Annotated in this window: 17 protein-coding genes; 7 read left to right on the top strand and 10 right to left on the bottom strand. The window is 70.6% G+C overall.

Annotation, left to right across the window (positions count from 1 at the left end):
* Positions 1-53 precede the first annotated feature (53 nt).
* Together ACWDEX_RS17200 and ACWDEX_RS17195 are read left to right on the top strand one after the other, a co-directional pair.
* A complete protein-coding gene (locus ACWDEX_RS17200; RefSeq protein ID WP_450464279.1) occupies positions 54-692 on the top strand; it encodes an ATP-dependent Clp protease proteolytic subunit in 639 nt (212 codons plus the stop codon).
* 1 nt (position 693) lies between these two features.
* Positions 694-1,296 carry a ClpP family protease gene (locus ACWDEX_RS17195; RefSeq protein ID WP_450464277.1) on the top strand — a complete coding sequence of 201 codons (603 nt, stop codon included), beginning with the start codon at positions 694-696 and terminating at the stop codon, positions 1,294-1,296.
* Positions 1,297-1,353: 57 nt separating this feature from the next.
* On the opposite strand, the gene ACWDEX_RS17190 is transcribed toward ACWDEX_RS17195, so the two are convergent.
* Positions 1,354-1,791 (bottom strand): helix-turn-helix domain-containing protein, encoded by a 438-nt coding sequence (locus ACWDEX_RS17190; protein ID WP_450464276.1) that lies wholly within the window; start codon positions 1,789-1,791, stop codon positions 1,354-1,356.
* Between the two features lie 228 nt (positions 1,792-2,019).
* On the opposite strand from ACWDEX_RS17190, the gene ACWDEX_RS17185 reads away from it, so the two are divergent.
* A complete protein-coding gene (locus tag ACWDEX_RS17185) occupies positions 2,020-3,306 on the top strand; it encodes a streptophobe family protein (RefSeq protein WP_450464275.1) in 1,287 nt (428 codons plus the stop codon).
* 19 nt (positions 3,307-3,325) lie between these two features.
* Here the strand turns inward: ACWDEX_RS17185 and ACWDEX_RS17180 are convergent, their stop codons facing one another.
* On the bottom strand, positions 3,326-3,736 hold the full coding sequence (locus ACWDEX_RS17180) for a hypothetical protein (RefSeq protein WP_450464273.1): 411 nt from the start codon (positions 3,734-3,736) through the stop codon (positions 3,326-3,328).
* 352 nt (positions 3,737-4,088) lie between these two features.
* On the opposite strand from ACWDEX_RS17180, the gene ACWDEX_RS17175 reads away from it, so the two are divergent.
* Entirely contained in the window at positions 4,089-4,475 is a 387-nt protein-coding gene (locus tag ACWDEX_RS17175; protein WP_450464272.1) for a nuclear transport factor 2 family protein, read from the top strand.
* Positions 4,476-4,500: 25 nt separating this feature from the next.
* On the opposite strand, the gene ACWDEX_RS17170 is transcribed toward ACWDEX_RS17175, so the two are convergent.
* From ACWDEX_RS17170 to ACWDEX_RS17160, 3 genes are all read right to left on the bottom strand, one after another.
* Positions 4,501-7,104 (bottom strand): ATP-dependent Clp protease ATP-binding subunit, encoded by a 2,604-nt coding sequence (locus ACWDEX_RS17170; protein ID WP_450464271.1) that lies wholly within the window; start codon positions 7,102-7,104, stop codon positions 4,501-4,503.
* 179 nt (positions 7,105-7,283) lie between these two features.
* A complete protein-coding gene (mgrA, locus tag ACWDEX_RS17165) occupies positions 7,284-8,276 on the bottom strand; it encodes an L-glyceraldehyde 3-phosphate reductase (protein WP_450464269.1) in 993 nt (330 codons plus the stop codon).
* A gap of 188 nt (positions 8,277-8,464) precedes the next feature.
* A complete protein-coding gene (locus ACWDEX_RS17160; protein WP_450464268.1) occupies positions 8,465-8,677 on the bottom strand; it encodes a hypothetical protein in 213 nt (70 codons plus the stop codon).
* 157 nt (positions 8,678-8,834) lie between these two features.
* Here ACWDEX_RS17160 and ACWDEX_RS17155 point away from each other — a divergent pair, with 157 nt between their 5' ends.
* Positions 8,835-9,350 carry a mycothiol transferase gene (locus ACWDEX_RS17155; protein WP_450464267.1) on the top strand — a complete coding sequence of 172 codons (516 nt, stop codon included), beginning with the start codon at positions 8,835-8,837 and terminating at the stop codon, positions 9,348-9,350.
* Here ACWDEX_RS17155 and ACWDEX_RS17150 read toward each other — a convergent pair.
* Together ACWDEX_RS17150 and ACWDEX_RS17145 are read right to left on the bottom strand one after the other, a co-directional pair.
* On the bottom strand, positions 9,332-10,402 hold the full coding sequence (locus tag ACWDEX_RS17150; protein ID WP_450464266.1) for an adenosine deaminase: 1,071 nt from the start codon (positions 10,400-10,402) through the stop codon (positions 9,332-9,334). The genes ACWDEX_RS17155 and ACWDEX_RS17150 overlap by 19 nt on opposite strands.
* Before the next feature lie 34 nt (positions 10,403-10,436).
* Positions 10,437-10,829, bottom strand: coding sequence for a VOC family protein (locus ACWDEX_RS17145; RefSeq protein ID WP_450464265.1), 393 nt, complete (start codon positions 10,827-10,829; stop codon positions 10,437-10,439).
* 93 nt (positions 10,830-10,922) lie between these two features.
* Between ACWDEX_RS17145 and ACWDEX_RS17140 the strand changes: the two genes are divergently transcribed.
* A complete protein-coding gene (locus ACWDEX_RS17140; protein WP_450464264.1) occupies positions 10,923-11,429 on the top strand; it encodes a GNAT family N-acetyltransferase in 507 nt (168 codons plus the stop codon).
* Between the two features lie 90 nt (positions 11,430-11,519).
* Here ACWDEX_RS17140 and ACWDEX_RS17135 read toward each other — a convergent pair whose 3' ends face one another.
* Positions 11,520-12,449: a M48 family metalloprotease gene (locus ACWDEX_RS17135; RefSeq protein WP_450464263.1), complete on the bottom strand. Its 930-nt coding sequence runs from the start codon at positions 12,447-12,449 to the stop codon at positions 11,520-11,522.
* Positions 12,446-12,817, bottom strand: a complete 372-nt coding sequence (locus ACWDEX_RS17130) for a BlaI/MecI/CopY family transcriptional regulator (protein ID WP_450464262.1) — start codon at positions 12,815-12,817, stop codon at positions 12,446-12,448. The genes ACWDEX_RS17135 and ACWDEX_RS17130 overlap by 4 nt, the downstream gene beginning before the upstream one ends.
* Positions 12,818-13,053: 236 nt before the next feature.
* On the opposite strand from ACWDEX_RS17130, the gene ACWDEX_RS17125 reads away from it, so the two are divergent.
* Positions 13,054-13,521 carry an N-acetyltransferase family protein gene (locus ACWDEX_RS17125; protein ID WP_450464261.1) on the top strand — a complete coding sequence of 156 codons (468 nt, stop codon included), beginning with the start codon at positions 13,054-13,056 and terminating at the stop codon, positions 13,519-13,521.
* Between the two features lie 23 nt (positions 13,522-13,544).
* Here ACWDEX_RS17125 and ACWDEX_RS17120 read toward each other — a convergent pair whose 3' ends face one another.
* On the bottom strand, positions 13,545-14,459 hold the full coding sequence (locus tag ACWDEX_RS17120; protein WP_450464260.1) for an oxidoreductase: 915 nt from the start codon (positions 14,457-14,459) through the stop codon (positions 13,545-13,547).
* Positions 14,460-14,483 lie beyond the last annotated feature (24 nt).

Below are 14,483 nucleotides of genomic sequence, written 5' to 3'. Positions count from 1 at the left end.
TCGTGCGGGGTCAAGAGTGGAGTCGACGGCACAGAGCCACGACAGGAGAACCGATGACTCCGCTCACCACTCTCTCGCCCCGCGCGGAAGAGGGCGACACACCACCCAGCCGCTTCGACGACCATCTCGCCGCGCAACTGCTCGCCCAGCGGATCGTGTTCCTGGGCACGCAGGTCGACGAGGTGTCGGCCAACCGCGTCTGCGCCCAGTTGCTTCTGCTGTCGGCCGAGGACCCGCGTACCGACATCAGCCTGTACATCAACAGCCCCGGAGGGTCCGTCACCGCGGGGCTCGCCATCTACGACACCATGCGGCTCATCCCCAACGACGTGTCGACGCTGGCGATGGGCTTCGCCGCGAGCATGGGCCAGTTCCTGCTCACGGTGGGGACGCGCGGCAAGCGACTCGCCCTGCCGAACGCGCGGATCATGATGCACCAGCCGTCGGCGGGCATCGGCGGCACCACCGCCGACATCGAGATCCAGGCGGAGAACCTGGAGTTCACCAAGAAGGCCATCGAGCGGATCACCGCGGAGCACACCGGGCAGACCGAGGAGACGATCTCGCGCGACGGCGACCGGGACCGCTGGTTCACGGCCGAACAGGCCAGGGAGTACGGAATGGTCGACCGGGTCGTGGAGTCGCTCGCCGATGTCCGCCCGGCCGCCTCACGCCGACGGATGGGGTTGTGACATGGGTTCGTACACGGTTCCGTACGTCGTCGAGCGGACCGCGCAGGGCGAGCGGTCGTACGACGTCTTCAGTCGGCTGCTCTCCGAGCGGATCATCTTCCTCGGTACCGAGATCGACGACGGTGTGGCGAACGTCGTCATCGCGCAACTCCTGCATCTGGAGTCGGCGAACCCGGAACACGAGATCTCGATCTACATCAACTCGCCCGGTGGGTCTTTCACTTCGCTGATGGCGATCTACGACACGATGACGTTCGTCCAGGCCCCGATCTCCACGTTCTGCGTCGGGCAGGCCGCGTCGACGGCGGCGGTGCTGCTGGCCGGCGGAGACCCCGGGCGGCGGTTCGTGCTCCAGCACGCCCGGGTGCTGCTCGGTCAGCCGGCCGCCGGTGGACGGCAGGGCACGGTCTCGGATCTCAGCCTTCAGGCCAAGGAGATGGTCCGTGTCCGTGCCCAGGTGGAGGAGGTCCTCGCCCGGCACACGCACCACGACGTGGCGACGCTGCGCGCCGACATGGACCGGGACAAGGTCTTCACCGCCGAGGAGGCAGTCGCGTACGGGCTCGCCGACGAGGTGTTGAGTCGGCGGCTGGCGTTCGTCTGACCCCGCCGGGTCGGGCGCCCGACCCGGTGGGCCGGGCGCCGGATGTCCGCGAGCCGGTCAGGCGGCCAGGCAGAGGCCGTTGTACTGCGCCGTCGGAGAGGTACGGCCACGGTCCCGGCCCACCCTGCTGCGGGTGTGCCGCACCAGCTCGTCCTGGGCGAGCGAGAGCAGGTCGGACAGGCCCAGGCCGAGGGCTTGGGCGGCGGCCGCGAGAACCTCGGAGGAGGCCTCCTTGCGGCCGCGCTCCAACTCGGACAGGTACGGCATCGAGATCCGGGCCGCCTCCGCGACTTGCTTGAGCGTGCGCTCCTGGGCGAGGCGCTCGCGGCGCAGCACATCACCGACCAGGTCACGCCACAGGGGCTCCCTGGGCGCGGGCGCCTGAGGCGTCCGCCCCGGCTGCGGCGGGGTGCGGGTCGCCCCGCCGCCGTGGGGCGGCACGGTCTGCGGGCGCAACGGGATGACGCGGGCTTCGTTCGGCGCATGATTACTCACCTCCTCAGCCTAGGGAAACCGGGCGCCACGGAAAGGGATCGGCGTTCTGCCCTCGGTGAATCCCCCGGCGCCGGGCCTCTGCCCCACCCCCACCGAACGCCTCAGCGACCCCGCTGCGACTGGTACCTGGACACCGCCGATCACCCATGGCCCCGGCGTCGCCCCCGCCCCCAGGCATGCCAGGCCCGTCGGCAGGCGGCACGGGCGCGGGCTGCTTAGCGTGGCCATGTGAGCGTTTCCCCCTCGCCCGGCCGGCCCGTCGCCCGCACCGGCGGTCCGCCTCTCGCCCCGCACGGCTGGATCCCGGCCGCCGTGACAGTGCTGGCCGGGCTGGTCGTCATGGGCGTGGTCGCCGCGCTCGGGCTGTGGGCGGCGGGCGGCACCGACCTGCCCGACAACGGGTTCCCCCGGGTGGTCGTGGCCTGCGTCGTCGCCGCAGTGGGCGGCAGCGTGCGGCTGGCGGGCCACGCGGGCACGCTCGCCGGCACCCGTGCGGGACTGACGGTGATACCGCTGTCGGTGACGCTCGCCGGGGCACTGGTCATCGCCGCGGGCTTCCTGCGGCCCCTGCGACACCGGGCCGTCGCCGGCGCGACCGAACTGGTGGGCTGGGCCGCCCGGATCGCCGTGCTGTGGCTGCCGGCGCTCGTCGGACTCGCGCTCGCGGCCCATCAGACCTTCACGATCCCGCTCGGCCACGGGACCATCGGTGACATCGGCAGCCTGTTCGACATCTCCCCTCAGGTCGGCTACACGACGGATCCGCCGCTCACGGCGCTGTTCGGAATGCTGTGGCTGGCGGGTGTGCTGCTCCTCGCCCTGCTGGTGAAGCGCGGGGCCCCGCTGCCGACCGGCCTGCTGCGCTTCCGGGAGTCGGTGCGCCCGGCCGCGTACGCCATGGTGGCGTTGCTGCTCACGTACGTGGCCGTGGGCTGCGTCATCGCGCTGGTGGTGGCGGCGACGCGCGGGCACCCGGCCGAGACGTTCGCGGTGATCCTGCTGGGGTTGCCCAACGTGGTGTGGCTGGCGCTCACCCTCGGCCTCGGCGCCACCTGGAACGGCCGCGCGGACGGGCCGTTCGCACTGCCCATGCCGCATCTGCTCGACGAGGTTCTGCGCACCCCGGGCATCGCGACGCTGAACCTGCGCACACTGGCCGCCCACGACGGCCGGGTGTGGTGGCTCGTGGTCGTCAACGCCGTGCTGTTGCTCGCCGCGGCGTTCGTGATGGCGGCGCGCTCACCGGCACGGACGCGGCTGTGGCAGCACGCGGTGCACATGGCGGTCGCGCTGGTGCTGACCGTGCTCATGATCTGTCTGCTCTGCCGGATCTCGGCCCACTACGGTCTGTCGCTCATCGGCATCGGCGACCTGGATGGCGGTCTGTCCGGCGTACTGTTCCTGAAACCGAACCTGGGGACCGCGCTCGGGACGGCCGTGGCGTGGGGTCTGGTCACCGGGTTCGCCGGCGGGCTGCTCGCCAGAGGGATACGCCGATGGCGCGAGGTCCCCTGAGGAGCGGTGCCGCGCGGGATCATGCCGCCGGGGTGGAGAGCACGGGGACGAACCTCTGCATGCGTAGCGCGTCCACGGACTCGGCGAGCAGTTCGTACTCGGTGGTGTCGTCGCTGAGTGCGACGCGAATCAGCCGTCCGGCAGCCAACTCGTCGGCCGCGCGCTGCTGTTGGGCCGGGTCGCCGCACCAGGCACGCAGCAGGTTCGGCACGTCGGGAACGGTCTCGGCGACGGGAGCGACGGAGTTCGGCGGGAAGAGTGGGTTGCCCGGGTCCGGGTCGAGCCGTTCGGCGATCCAGGAGGCGCGGTCACGCATCCACCACAGGGCGAGGGCCAGGGTGGGCGCGCGATAGGTCCCGAGAGGGACGCCGACGCGCCGGCCGCCACATACGCCGTATGCCGTCACATGACACAGGAATTCATCGTGCACGATCGCTCCCCATTGCGGTGCTCATTCGCTCGCTGTGCACGGGGGCGACCCGGACCAAGGTGCGCGGTGGCACTTTTCGGCCGTGGCCGAATCACCCTGTGTATCGAGTATCGCCACATCTGACACTCTGTCACCATGTGATTTCAGCCAGTCTCCTGGCATGCTCACGGCTGTCGGTGGCCGAAACGGGGTCGCGGCTCACGACCGGACGTCCGCTCCCCTTACCCGGGAGGTAATCGACGCCCCCGGCGACGACCGGGCATGGTTTCGGTGTCGGCTTCCGGCGGGCGCAACACCCCCCGGAATCCGGCTTCTGACCAGCACGTACGACCTCGATGGAGGCTGATCTGCCATGTCCGCAGTCAACGATCGCTACGAGTCCGCCGTCGCCCGCTATCTCGAGGCGTGGAACGCGAGTGACCCCGAGACGCTGACCAAGGCGGTCGCCGCCGCCTGGACCGCGGACGGCAGCTACACCGATCCGCTGGCCGACGTCAGCGGCCACGAGCAGATCGCGGCCGTTATCGCGGCAGCACACGCACAGTTCCCCGGCTTCTCCTTCCAGTTGTCGGGCACGGTCGAAGGGCACCACGACATCGCCCGCTTCACCTGGGAACTGGTGAACGCGGCCGACGGCTCGGCGCCGGTCGCAGGCTTCGACGTGATCGAGCTGGACGGCGACGGGCGCATCCGCACCGTCCACGGATTCCTGGACCGAGTCCCGGCGGGCGCGGCGTAGGGCACCGGGCCGGGCGGCTGGAAGGCTATTTTTCACAGCCTTCCGGGCTGCCCGGCACACCGCTCTCACCGGTGTCCTCGGACGTGGACGTCGCATCCGTGCGTCCGCCCTTGTCAGCGGTCCGCCCGGCTTCCGCCGTACCCATCGCGCCCTTCGCCTCCGCCGCCTTCTCGTCCGTCGTCGGCTTCGCCTTCAGGCTGAGGACCAGCTTGTCGTCCGCGACGTCGGCGACGACCGTGTCACCCGGGTTGAGCGTGCCTTCGAGCAGCATGTTCGACAGCCGGTTGTCGAGTTCGGACTGGATGGTGCGGCGCAGCGGCCGGGCCCCGTACTCCGGCTGGTACCCGCGTTCGGCCAGCCATTCCTCCGCCGCCCCGGTGACTTCCAGACCGATCCGCTGGGCGTGCAGCCGGCGCCGGCTGCCTTCCAGGAGAAGGTCGACGATCCGCACCAGGTCCTCGCGGCCCAGCGCGTGGAAGACGATGACCTCGTCGATCCGGTTGAGGAACTCGGGGCGGAAGTGCGCCTGGAGCTCCGCCATCAGATCATCCTTGATCTCCTCGACATCGCCATGGTGGTCCAGGATGCGCTTCGAGGCGATGTTGCTGGTCATGATGACGACGGTGTTGCGGAAGTCCACCGTGCGCCCCTTGGCGTCGGTGAGCCGTCCGTCGTCCAGGACCTGCAGCAGCAGGTTGAACACGTCCCGGTGGGCCTTCTCGACCTCGTCGAACAGCACGACGCTGTACGGCTTGCGGCGCACCGCCTCGGTGAGCTGGCCGGCCTCCTCGTAGCCGACGTATCCGGGCGGGGAGCCGATGAGGCGGGAGACGGTGTGCTTCTCCTGGAACTCACTCATGTCGAAGCGGACCATACGGTCGGGATCACCGAAGAGGAGTTCCGCCAGCGCCTTGGCGAGTTCCGTCTTGCCGACACCGGTGGGGCCGAGGAAGAGGAAACTGCCGGTGGGCCGGTCAGGGTCGCCCATACCGGCCCGGCCGCGCCGGACGGCCTGCGACACGGCGGTGACCGCCTGGTCCTGGCCGATGATCCGCTCGTGCAGGACGTCCTCCAGCTTCAGCAGCCGCTCCCTCTCGGTCTCGGTCAGCTGGGAGACCGGGATGCCGGTACGCGCGGAGAGCACCTCGGCGATGTCCTCGGCGGTGACGGCGGGCGTCGGTGCCCCGCCGTCCCCCATCGAGCCGAGACGCTCCTCCAACTCGCCTACCTCACGCTTGAGTTCGACGGCGCGCTCGAAGTCCTCGGTACTGACCGCCTCGTCCTTCTCCCGGCGCAGCCGGGTGAGGCGGTCCTCCAGCTCCGCGGCCTCGGTCGAGCCGCCCACGCTGCGCAGTCCGACCCTGGCGCCGGCGTGGTCCATGAGGTCGATGGCCTTGTCGGGCAGGAACCGGTCGCTGATGTAGCGGTCGGAGAGGGAGGCCGCGGCGTCCAGCGCCTCGTCCTTGTAGCGGACCTGGTGATGGGCCTCGTACGAGTCGCGCAGTCCGCGCAGGATCTCGATCGTCTCCTCGACGCTGGGCTCGGGCACCATGACCGGCTGGAAACGGCGTTCGAGCGCGGCGTCCTTCTCTATGTGCTTGCGGTACTCGTCGATGGTCGTGGCGCCGACGACGCTGAGGTCGCCACGGGCGAGCGCGGGCTTGAGGATGTTACCCGCGTCCATGGAGCCCTCGCCGGTGGCGCCCGCCCCGACGACGGTGTGCAGTTCGTCGAGGAAGAGGATGATGCCCTTCTCGGCCTGGGTGACCTCGTCGATGACCTTCTTCAGCCGTTCCTCGAACTGGCCCCGGTACTGCGCCCCGGCGACCAGGCCGGCCATGTCGAGCGCGACGACACGGCGGTCCCGCAGTGCCTTGGGGACCTCTCCCGCGACGACGCGCTGTGCCAGGCCCTCGACGATCGCGGTCTTGCCGACGCCGGGGTCACCGATGAGCACCGGGTTGTTCTTGGTCCGGCGGGAGAGGACCTCGACGGTCTGCTCGATCTCGCCGGCCCGGCCGACCACGGGGTCGAGGCGGCCGCTGCGTGCCTCGTCGGTGAGGTCGCGCCCGTACTGGTCGAGCGTAGGGGTGTCGGGGTGGCCGCCTTCGGCGCGCCCTTCGCGGGCGGGGCCGCTGAGCGCACCGGGCGAGGCACCCTCGGCCCGCAGGGTCCGGGCGAGCGGCGAGCGCGGATCGTCGAGCAGCGCCGCGAGGATGTGCTCCGGGCCGATGTAAGAGGCACCCGCCGCCTGGGAACGGGCGTGGGCGGCGAGCAGAGCACGTTTGGCGGCCGGCGTGAGCGCGGGCTCCCCGGTACCGGTCCCGGTGGGCAGCGATTCCTGCAGGTCGGCGGCGAGTCGGTCCGGATCCGCACCGGCCTGCTCCAGTATCTGGCGGCCCGTCGACACCTGAGTGGCGGCCCACAACAGGTGCACGATGTCGAGATCGGACCCGTCCTCGGCCGCCCGGCCTCCGGCGGCGGCGAGCAGTTCCTGCGAGGAGTCGCTGAGGAGACGACCGATGGGAACGCGTTGCACGGCCGGCGGGGAGGTCGCCGGACTCATGCCGAAGAAGCGGTTGAAGAGTTCGGAGAACGGGTCACCAGACCCGAAGGGTGAGATCGTCACGGTTGACCACCCGTCCGGCCGACGACACACGGCCGCGCGTCGCCTGCCGTAGTCGGTTGCCCCTACCCCGACCAGTCTTCGCCAGGTCGCGGAGCGGCACAACCGCACGGTTGACGCGGTCGACGGCCGGCCGCGTGCGCGGCCGGCCGCCCGCTCCCCTGCGTGGTCAGTGAACGCCCTTACGGCTTGATGACCGCGTCGATCCGCGCCAGCTCGTCCGCGTCGAAATCCAGGTTACGGATCGCCGCGACGCTGTCCTCCAGCTGCCGCGGGCTGCTCGCGCCGACCAGGGCCGAGGTCACCCGTCCACCGCGCAGCACCCAGGCCAGGGCCATCTGGGCCAGCGACTGGCCGCGGGACTTGGCGATGTCGTCGAGCGCGCGCAGCTGCCCCACCAGTTCCTCGGTGACCGAGTCGGCACTGAGGAACGGGCTCTCGCTCGCGGCACGTGAGCCCGCCGGAATCCCGTCGAGGTAACGGGCGGTCAGCAGTCCCTGTTCCAGGGGCGAGTAGGCGATGGAGCCGACTTGGAGCTCCTCCAGGGCGTCGAGGAGTCCCTCTTCCTCCGGGCGACGGTCGAGCATCGAGTAGCGCGGCTGGTGGATCAGCAGCGGGGTACCCAGCTCCCCCAGGATGCGGGCGGCCTCGCGGGTCTGCTCGGGCGAGTAGTTGGAGACGCCGACATAGAGCGCCTTGCCCTGCTGCACCGCCGAGTGCAGGGCCCCCATCGTCTCCTCCAGCGGTGTCCGGGGATCGGGGCGGTGCGAGTAGAAGATGTCGACGTAGTCCAGGCCCATCCGCTTCAGGCTCTGGTCGAGCGAGGACAGCAGGTACTTGCGCGAGCCCCATTCGCCGTACGGGCCGGGCCACATGAGATAGCCGGCCTTGGTCGAGATGACGAGTTCGTCGCGGTAGGGGGCGAGGTCCGCGCTCAGGGCGTCACCGAGGGCGGACTCGGCGGCGCCGGGCGGCGGCCCGTAGTTGTTGGCCAGGTCGAAGTGCGTGACGCCGAGATCGAAGGCGCGGCGCAGGATCTGCCGCTGCGTCTCCACCGGGCGGTCAGGACCGAAGTTGTGCCACAGACCGAGCGACAGCGCGGGTAGCTGCAGACCGCTGCGTCCGGTGCGGCGATAGGGCATGGCCTCGTAGCGGGCGGGATCTGCCGTGTACAACGTGCGCTCCAGGAGGGATGTTTCAGGACGATGCGGTCCACTCTCGCCTGCTGCCCGGGCAGTAGTCCAATCGGGTCCCAGGACACCAGCACGGCATCCGGGGCTCGACGGCATGACTCGGCGTCCCCGCAACACCAGTTCGGTCAGGAGAAGACCGTACGGCAGGCGGGCGCATGCTCGACACGGTGTCAGGCGATCGACGGGTCCGATTCCTCGACCACCTTCCAGGACAGGCCCTCCGGAAGGGAGCGGGACGCCTCTGCTGTTCCACGTATCGCGCCGCTCACGATCGCCGCCGCCGCAAGGGCGCACAGAAGCCAGCTCAAGCGCAGGGCGGCCCGCCCCACCTCCTCAGGAGGGGCGGCCAGCTTGAAGCTCGCGCTCCGCCGTGTGTCCAGCATGGAAAGTCAAGCGCGGTTGAGGTCAAGCCGGGACGAGCCCGACCTGCCGCCGCGATGACCGCTTCGACGGTGAACCCGATGACAGCAGGCTGCTCGAACGGCAGACTTCCGCATGTCTGGGCGCGCGCTACGCGCCACGGTGTTGCACCGTTGGTCCATGCATGCCAAGGACATCCTCATCGACGCGTACGCCCGCATCCTGGAAGAAGTCCATGCCGCCGTCGACGGTCTGGGGCCGGACGAGCTCAATGCCCGGCCCACCGCGGACACCAACTCCCTCGCATGGTTGGTCTGGCATCTCACCCGGGTGCAGGACGATCACATCGCCGACGCCGCCGGCCTCGACCAGGTGTGGCTCTCCCAGGGCTGGGACAAACGCTTCGGGCTCGATCTGCCCCGCCGGGACACGGGGTACGGCCACAGCCCGAGCCGGGTCGCCAAGGTCCAGGTGGAGTCGGGTGTTCTGCTCACCGGGTACTACGACGCCGTGCACGAGCAGACGCTCGGCTTCCTGCGCGTGCTGACGGCCAAGGACCTCGAGCGCATCGTGGACGAGCGCTGGGATCCGCCCGTCAGCCTGGGCGTACGGCTGGTCAGTGTCCTGTCCGACGATCTGCAGCACGTCGGACAGGCCGCCTACGTGCGGGGGCTGCTTCAGGACGCGGTTCCGTAACCGGGGAGGATCACTTCCCGGATGAGGGCGCGCCGCTCGTCGAACGGGATGAACGCGCTCTTGACCGCGTTCACCGTGACCGTGCGCAGGTCGTCCACCGTCCAGCCGGCCTCCTCGACCAGCAGGGACATCTCACGGGTCATCGTCGTGCCCGAGACCAGACGGTTGTCGGTGTTGAGGGTGACCCGGAAGCCCAGGTCCTTCAGGGCGGTGATCGGGTGTTCGGCGATCGAGGAGGCCGCGCCCGTCTGGAGGTTGGACGTCGGGCACATCTCCAGGGCGATACGGCGGTCGCGCACCCAACTCGCGAGCCGACCCAGTTTGCCGTCGACGATGTCCTCGGTCAGGCGCACGCCGTGGCCGATGCGCTGGGCGCCGCACACCTGGAGGGCCTGGTGGATGCTGGGCAGGCCGTGCGCCTCGCCGGCGTGGATGGTGAACGGCACGCTCTCGCGGCGCAGGTACTCGAATGCGGCGAGGTGGTCGGCGGGCGGGAAGCCGTCCTCGGCGCCTGCGATGTCGAAGCCAACGACGCCGGCGTCGCGGAAGGCCACAGCGAGGTCAGCGATCTCCCGGGTGCGGTCGAACATGCGCATGCCGCACAGCAGGGTGCCGACCCGGACCGGCGTGCCCGCGGCCGCCGCCTTGGCCATCCCCGCGGCGAGGCCCTCCTGCACGCTCTCGACCACCTCGGGCAGGGTGAGGCCGCCCGTCACCATCAGCTCGGGGGCGTAGCGCACCTCGCCGTAGACGACGCCGTCCTCCGCGAGGTCCAGGACGTACTCCTCGGCGGCGCGCAGCAGGCCCTCGCGGGTCTGCAGCACGGCCAGGGTGTGCTCGAAGGTGGCTATGTAGCGCACCAGGTCCCCGGAGCCCGCGGCATCGCAGTACCACTGCGCCAGCGCCTGCGGGTCGTTGGTGGGCAGGGTGTGGCCGACCGTCTCCGCGAGCTCCACGAGGGTGGCGGGGCGCAGTCCGCCGTCGAGGTGGTCGTGCAGCACGGCCTTGGGGAGCCGGCGAATGGTGTCGGTGTCGATGTGCGAGACGGTCATGTGCGGTGGTTCCTCGGCTGGTTGTTCTGGGGTTTCATCCGGCGGGCTGGAGCAGGTCCCAGCGGTTGCCGTACAGGTCCTGGAAGACGGCGACCGTGCCATACGGCTCGTGCCGCGGTTCCTCAAGGAAGGTCACGCCCGCCGCGGTCATCCGGGCGTGGTCGCGGGCGAAGTCGTCGGTGTGCAGGAAGAAGCCCACACGCCCTCCGGTCTGGTCGCCGATCCGACCGCGTTGCGCGCTGTCCTTGGCCCGCGCGAGCAGCAGACCGGTGCCCTCGTCGGCGGCACCGGGCTCGACGACGACCCACCGGGATCCGTCCCGCCGGGGCTCGTCGGCCGCGAGCCGGAACCCGAGGACCTCGGTGTAGAAGCGGACCGCCTCGTCGTAGTCGTCTACGACGAGGGCGATCAGGGCAATGCGTCTCATCTGGCCTTCCGGTGGGAGGTACGGCAATGATCGCGTTATACGTAACACGTAGCGTACGGCATCCCGTCAACGGGGCCCGCCACGGTCGCGGCCGTGGCCGCCGCGGCCACTACGGCGCGGCGCCTGCTCGGCGCGGTCGGCGGTGCGATGCTCTGCGGCATGGCACATGACTACGCGGGTGCGGCGTTGACCGTCGGCCACAAGGACCCCGAGCTGAACGAACGTTTGTCCAAGGGGCTGGACGAGATCAACTTTCCCGCCACCGGGACCACCGCCGACGACGAGGGGACGCTGTCGGTGAAGGTCGTCGACGACGCCGGCGAACTCATCGGGGGCCTGTCCGCCTGGACGTGGGGCGGGCTGCTGGGCATCGAGATGCTCTGGGTCCGTCAGGAGAGCCGGAAAGAAGGATGGGGAAGCAAGCTCCTTCTCGCAGCCGAGGAAGAGGCACGGCGGCGCGGCTGCGACCGCGCGTGCGTGTCCTCGTTCACGTTCCAGGCGCCGGAGTTCTACCAGCGCTACGGGTACGTAGAGACGGGCAGGACGCCGGGCATCCCGGGCGATGCGGAGGACGTCCACATGTACAAGGAACTGACCTGAGGCTGGTGTCCCGGCGGCAGGCAAGGAACGGCCGGGCAATGGCGGGCAGGCCGCCATCCCACCGGCGGGCCCTCCGGTGGCCCGCGCGGCTCAGCGGCCCTCTTCGCCCTGTGCGATCTCGACGTCGCGGTGGAAGCCGATGACTCCGGTCGCCGAGGCGCAGGCGGAGACGGTGGCGCAGGCGACGAGGAGGACGGCGATCCAGGGGGCGGCCCGGCGCCGGGGGCGGGGGGCCGCCAGCAGCGCGGCGACCCGCTGCGGCACGGGACCCGTGGTCGCGGCGGCCGCGAAGGACGGCCGCTCCCCGTGGGCGGCCCGGCCGGCGAGCGCTGCGCGACCGATCGCCCGGGCGGTCAGCCGGCGGTCCCCCACCGCGGCGGCGGCGGCCTCGTCGGCCGCGCGCTCGACCGCGAGCCGGATGACCCCGCCCACGGGCCGCAGCCCCGGGTGGCAGAGCGCCGCGAGTTCGGCGACCGCGAGGAAGTAGTGGTGCCCGCCCGCGTTGTGCGCCCGCTCGTGGGCGAAGAGCGCCTCGCGCTCGTCCGGACTGAGGCTGCGCAGCATCCCGGTGGTGACGACGATGCGGTGCGGTCGCCCGGGGAGGGCGTACGCGTCGGGGCGCGGGGAGTCGATGACACAGAGGTCGCCCGCGGTGGACCGGCGGGCCGCCTCGGTGGTGGCGGCACGGAAGGCCCGGGCCTGGCGCGTCACGGTACGGGCCACGGTCCACAGGCACACCGCGAGGGCGCCGACCGAGAACGCGGCCGCGGGCACGACGAACAGCCCCGACGCAGTGCGCAGCGGGTGCACCAGCTCACCGAGCGCCGCGAAGGCCGGCAATGTGAGCAGCCCGGTGAGAACGAAGGCGCCGAGGGCGGTCAGGCAACAGCACGCGAGCACGACCATGGAACAGGTCACCACCCACAGCGCGGTCGCGGGCGCGAGCCGTTCGAGGACGCGCCGGGCGAGCGGGGGCATCGCGAACGGCAGCACCAGCGGGACGATCAGCAGGAAGGTCACTGCTCACCGGATTCCAGCAGGTCCCGCAGCACGCGCTCGTCGTCCTCGCTCAGCTGGGCGACGAAGCGCGCCAGCACAGTGTGCCGGTCACTGCCCCGGTCCAGTTCGGTGTGCATGCGCCGGGCGGTGAGCCCGTGTGCGTCCTGAACCGGGAAGTAGCCGTATCCGCGGCCCTGGCGCCTGCGGTCGACGGCGCCCTTCTCGTGCAGCCGGGACAGGATCGTCGCCACCGTCGTACGGGCGAGACCGGCCCCGAGGCTCAGCTGCACCTGGCCGGGGGTCTGAGGGGCGTCCGCGGCCCAGAGCGCGGCCATGACGCTGGCTTCGAGTTCGCCCGCCGGGCGCCGTTCGTCCTTCGCTTCGGCCATGGAACCTTCCTCGCCCGCCGTCGTCCACACCCCTGTAGACGGTCTACAGGATTGTAGTCTTCATGGGTCCGGCCCGTGGCCGACCTGCACGTCCATTATGGAAGGGTCCACGCCCAGGACGCGGGTCGGCCCCCACCGCACCGCCTGGCACGGTCGCCGTCGCGCTCCACGCCGACACTCTGGACCTCACCCGGAACACCTTCCCTCCCCGGACACGGCACCTGTAGTTTCCCGCCATGCCCGACCACGGCGGAACGACGAAGATCCGACTCGCGACTGCGGCAGACGCGGCGGTGATCGCACACATCCATATGGCCTCCCGCGCCGCGACGATGCCGTACCTGCCTCCGCAAAGACGCGGTCGGGAACAGGTGACCCGATGGGTCCAGGATGCCCTCCTCAAGACCTGCCGCGTGTGGGTGGCAGCGCGTGAGGAGGAGGTCCTCGGCTATGCCGCCCTTGAAGGCGACATGCTGGAAAGCCTCTACCTGCGGCCGGATGTCCGCCGCCAGGGCATCGGTACGCTGCTGCTCGACGAGGTCCTGCGGCACAGCCAGGACGGGCTGTCACTGCACGTCTTTCAGCAGAACACCGATGCCCGCGCGTTCTACGAACACCACGGCTTCCGTGTGCTCGGCACCAGCGACGGGAGCGGGAACATGGAGAATCTGCCCGACATGACCCTGCGCTGGACCAGGCAGTGACCAGTTGCTCCTCGGTGCACCGCCTACACGGCTCCGCGCCGGTGCAGCGCGTCGAGGCGCGCCATCTCGTCGTCCGTCAGCCGTAGCGCGCCCGCGCCCACGTTCTCCGCGAGGTGGTCCGGGTTGCCGGTGCCCGGAATGGCCAGGACATGGGGAGCCTGCTGGAGCGTCCAGGCCAGCCGGACCTGGGCGGGCGTGGCATCGTGCGCCCGAGCGACGGCGTGTACGACCTCGTCGCCTGCGCCGTCGGCCGGTCCCCGCTCACCGCCCTCCCCGGCGATCGCGAAGAACGGCACGAACGCGATCCCCTGTTCGCCGCAGGTCCGCAGGAGTTCGTCACTGGCCGGATCGGGCCGGTGGAGCCCGTACTGGTTCTGTACGCATACCACCGGCGCGATGGCCTGCGCCTCGGCGAGGTGACGGGGCTCGACGTTCGAGATGCCGAGGTGCCGGATCAGCCCGGCGTCGCGCAGGTCGGCGAGCGCGCCGAAGTGTTCGGCGATCGAGTCGTACTTGGACATCCGGCGGAGGTTGACCACGTCCAGGTGGTCACGGCCGAGCTGACGCAGGTTCTCCTCGACATGGCCGCGCAGTTCGTCGGGCCGGGCCGAGGTGCCCCACTCTCCCGAGTAGTCGCGGTAGGGGCCGACCTTGGTGACGATGACCAGGTCGTCCGGGTACGGCGCGAGCGCGCTGTTGATCAGTTCGTTGGCGGAGCGCAGGGAAGAGAAGTAGAAGGCGGCCGTGTCGATGTGGTTGACGCCGAGTTCAACCGCCCTGCGCAGCACAGCGACCGCCCGCTCACGATCGCTCGTCGTCCCGAGATGGAACGCGGCACTGCCCGTCAGCCGCATCGCGCCGAAGCCGATACGGTTGACGGGCAGATCGCCGAGCTTCCAGATGCCCGCGGCGCCCGCGGTGATCGTTTGTGAGGTCATCCGCGGATTATGCACAGACCGCGG

The organism is Streptomyces sp. NPDC001020 (genome assembly GCF_053599115.1).
The sequence above is the reverse complement of the archived record's forward strand: the minus strand, read 5'-3'. Positions and strand labels throughout refer to the sequence as shown.

Bases quoted from the DNA above. Each gene is read 5' to 3' on its own strand.
- ACWDEX_RS17200 (WP_450464279.1), top strand. From the start codon at position 54: ATGACTCCGCTCACCACTCTCTCGCCCCGCGCGGAAGAGGGCGACACA.
- ACWDEX_RS17195 (WP_450464277.1), top strand. From the start codon at position 694: ATGGGTTCGTACACGGTTCCGTACGTCGTCGAGCGGACCGCGCAGGGC.
- ACWDEX_RS17175 (WP_450464272.1), top strand. From the start codon at position 4,089: ATGTCCGCAGTCAACGATCGCTACGAGTCCGCCGTCGCCCGCTATCTC.
- ACWDEX_RS17160 (WP_450464268.1), bottom strand. From the start codon at position 8,677: ATGCTGGACACACGGCGGAGCGCGAGCTTCAAGCTGGCCGCCCCTCCT.
- ACWDEX_RS17155 (WP_450464267.1), top strand. From the start codon at position 8,835: ATGCATGCCAAGGACATCCTCATCGACGCGTACGCCCGCATCCTGGAA.
- ACWDEX_RS17150 (WP_450464266.1), bottom strand. From the start codon at position 10,402: ATGACCGTCTCGCACATCGACACCGACACCATTCGCCGGCTCCCCAAG.
- ACWDEX_RS17145 (WP_450464265.1), bottom strand. From the start codon at position 10,829: ATGAGACGCATTGCCCTGATCGCCCTCGTCGTAGACGACTACGACGAG.
- ACWDEX_RS17130 (WP_450464262.1), bottom strand. From the start codon at position 12,817: ATGGCCGAAGCGAAGGACGAACGGCGCCCGGCGGGCGAACTCGAAGCC.
- ACWDEX_RS17125 (WP_450464261.1), top strand. From the start codon at position 13,054: ATGCCCGACCACGGCGGAACGACGAAGATCCGACTCGCGACTGCGGCA.
- ACWDEX_RS17120 (WP_450464260.1), bottom strand. From the start codon at position 14,459: ATGACCTCACAAACGATCACCGCGGGCGCCGCGGGCATCTGGAAGCTC.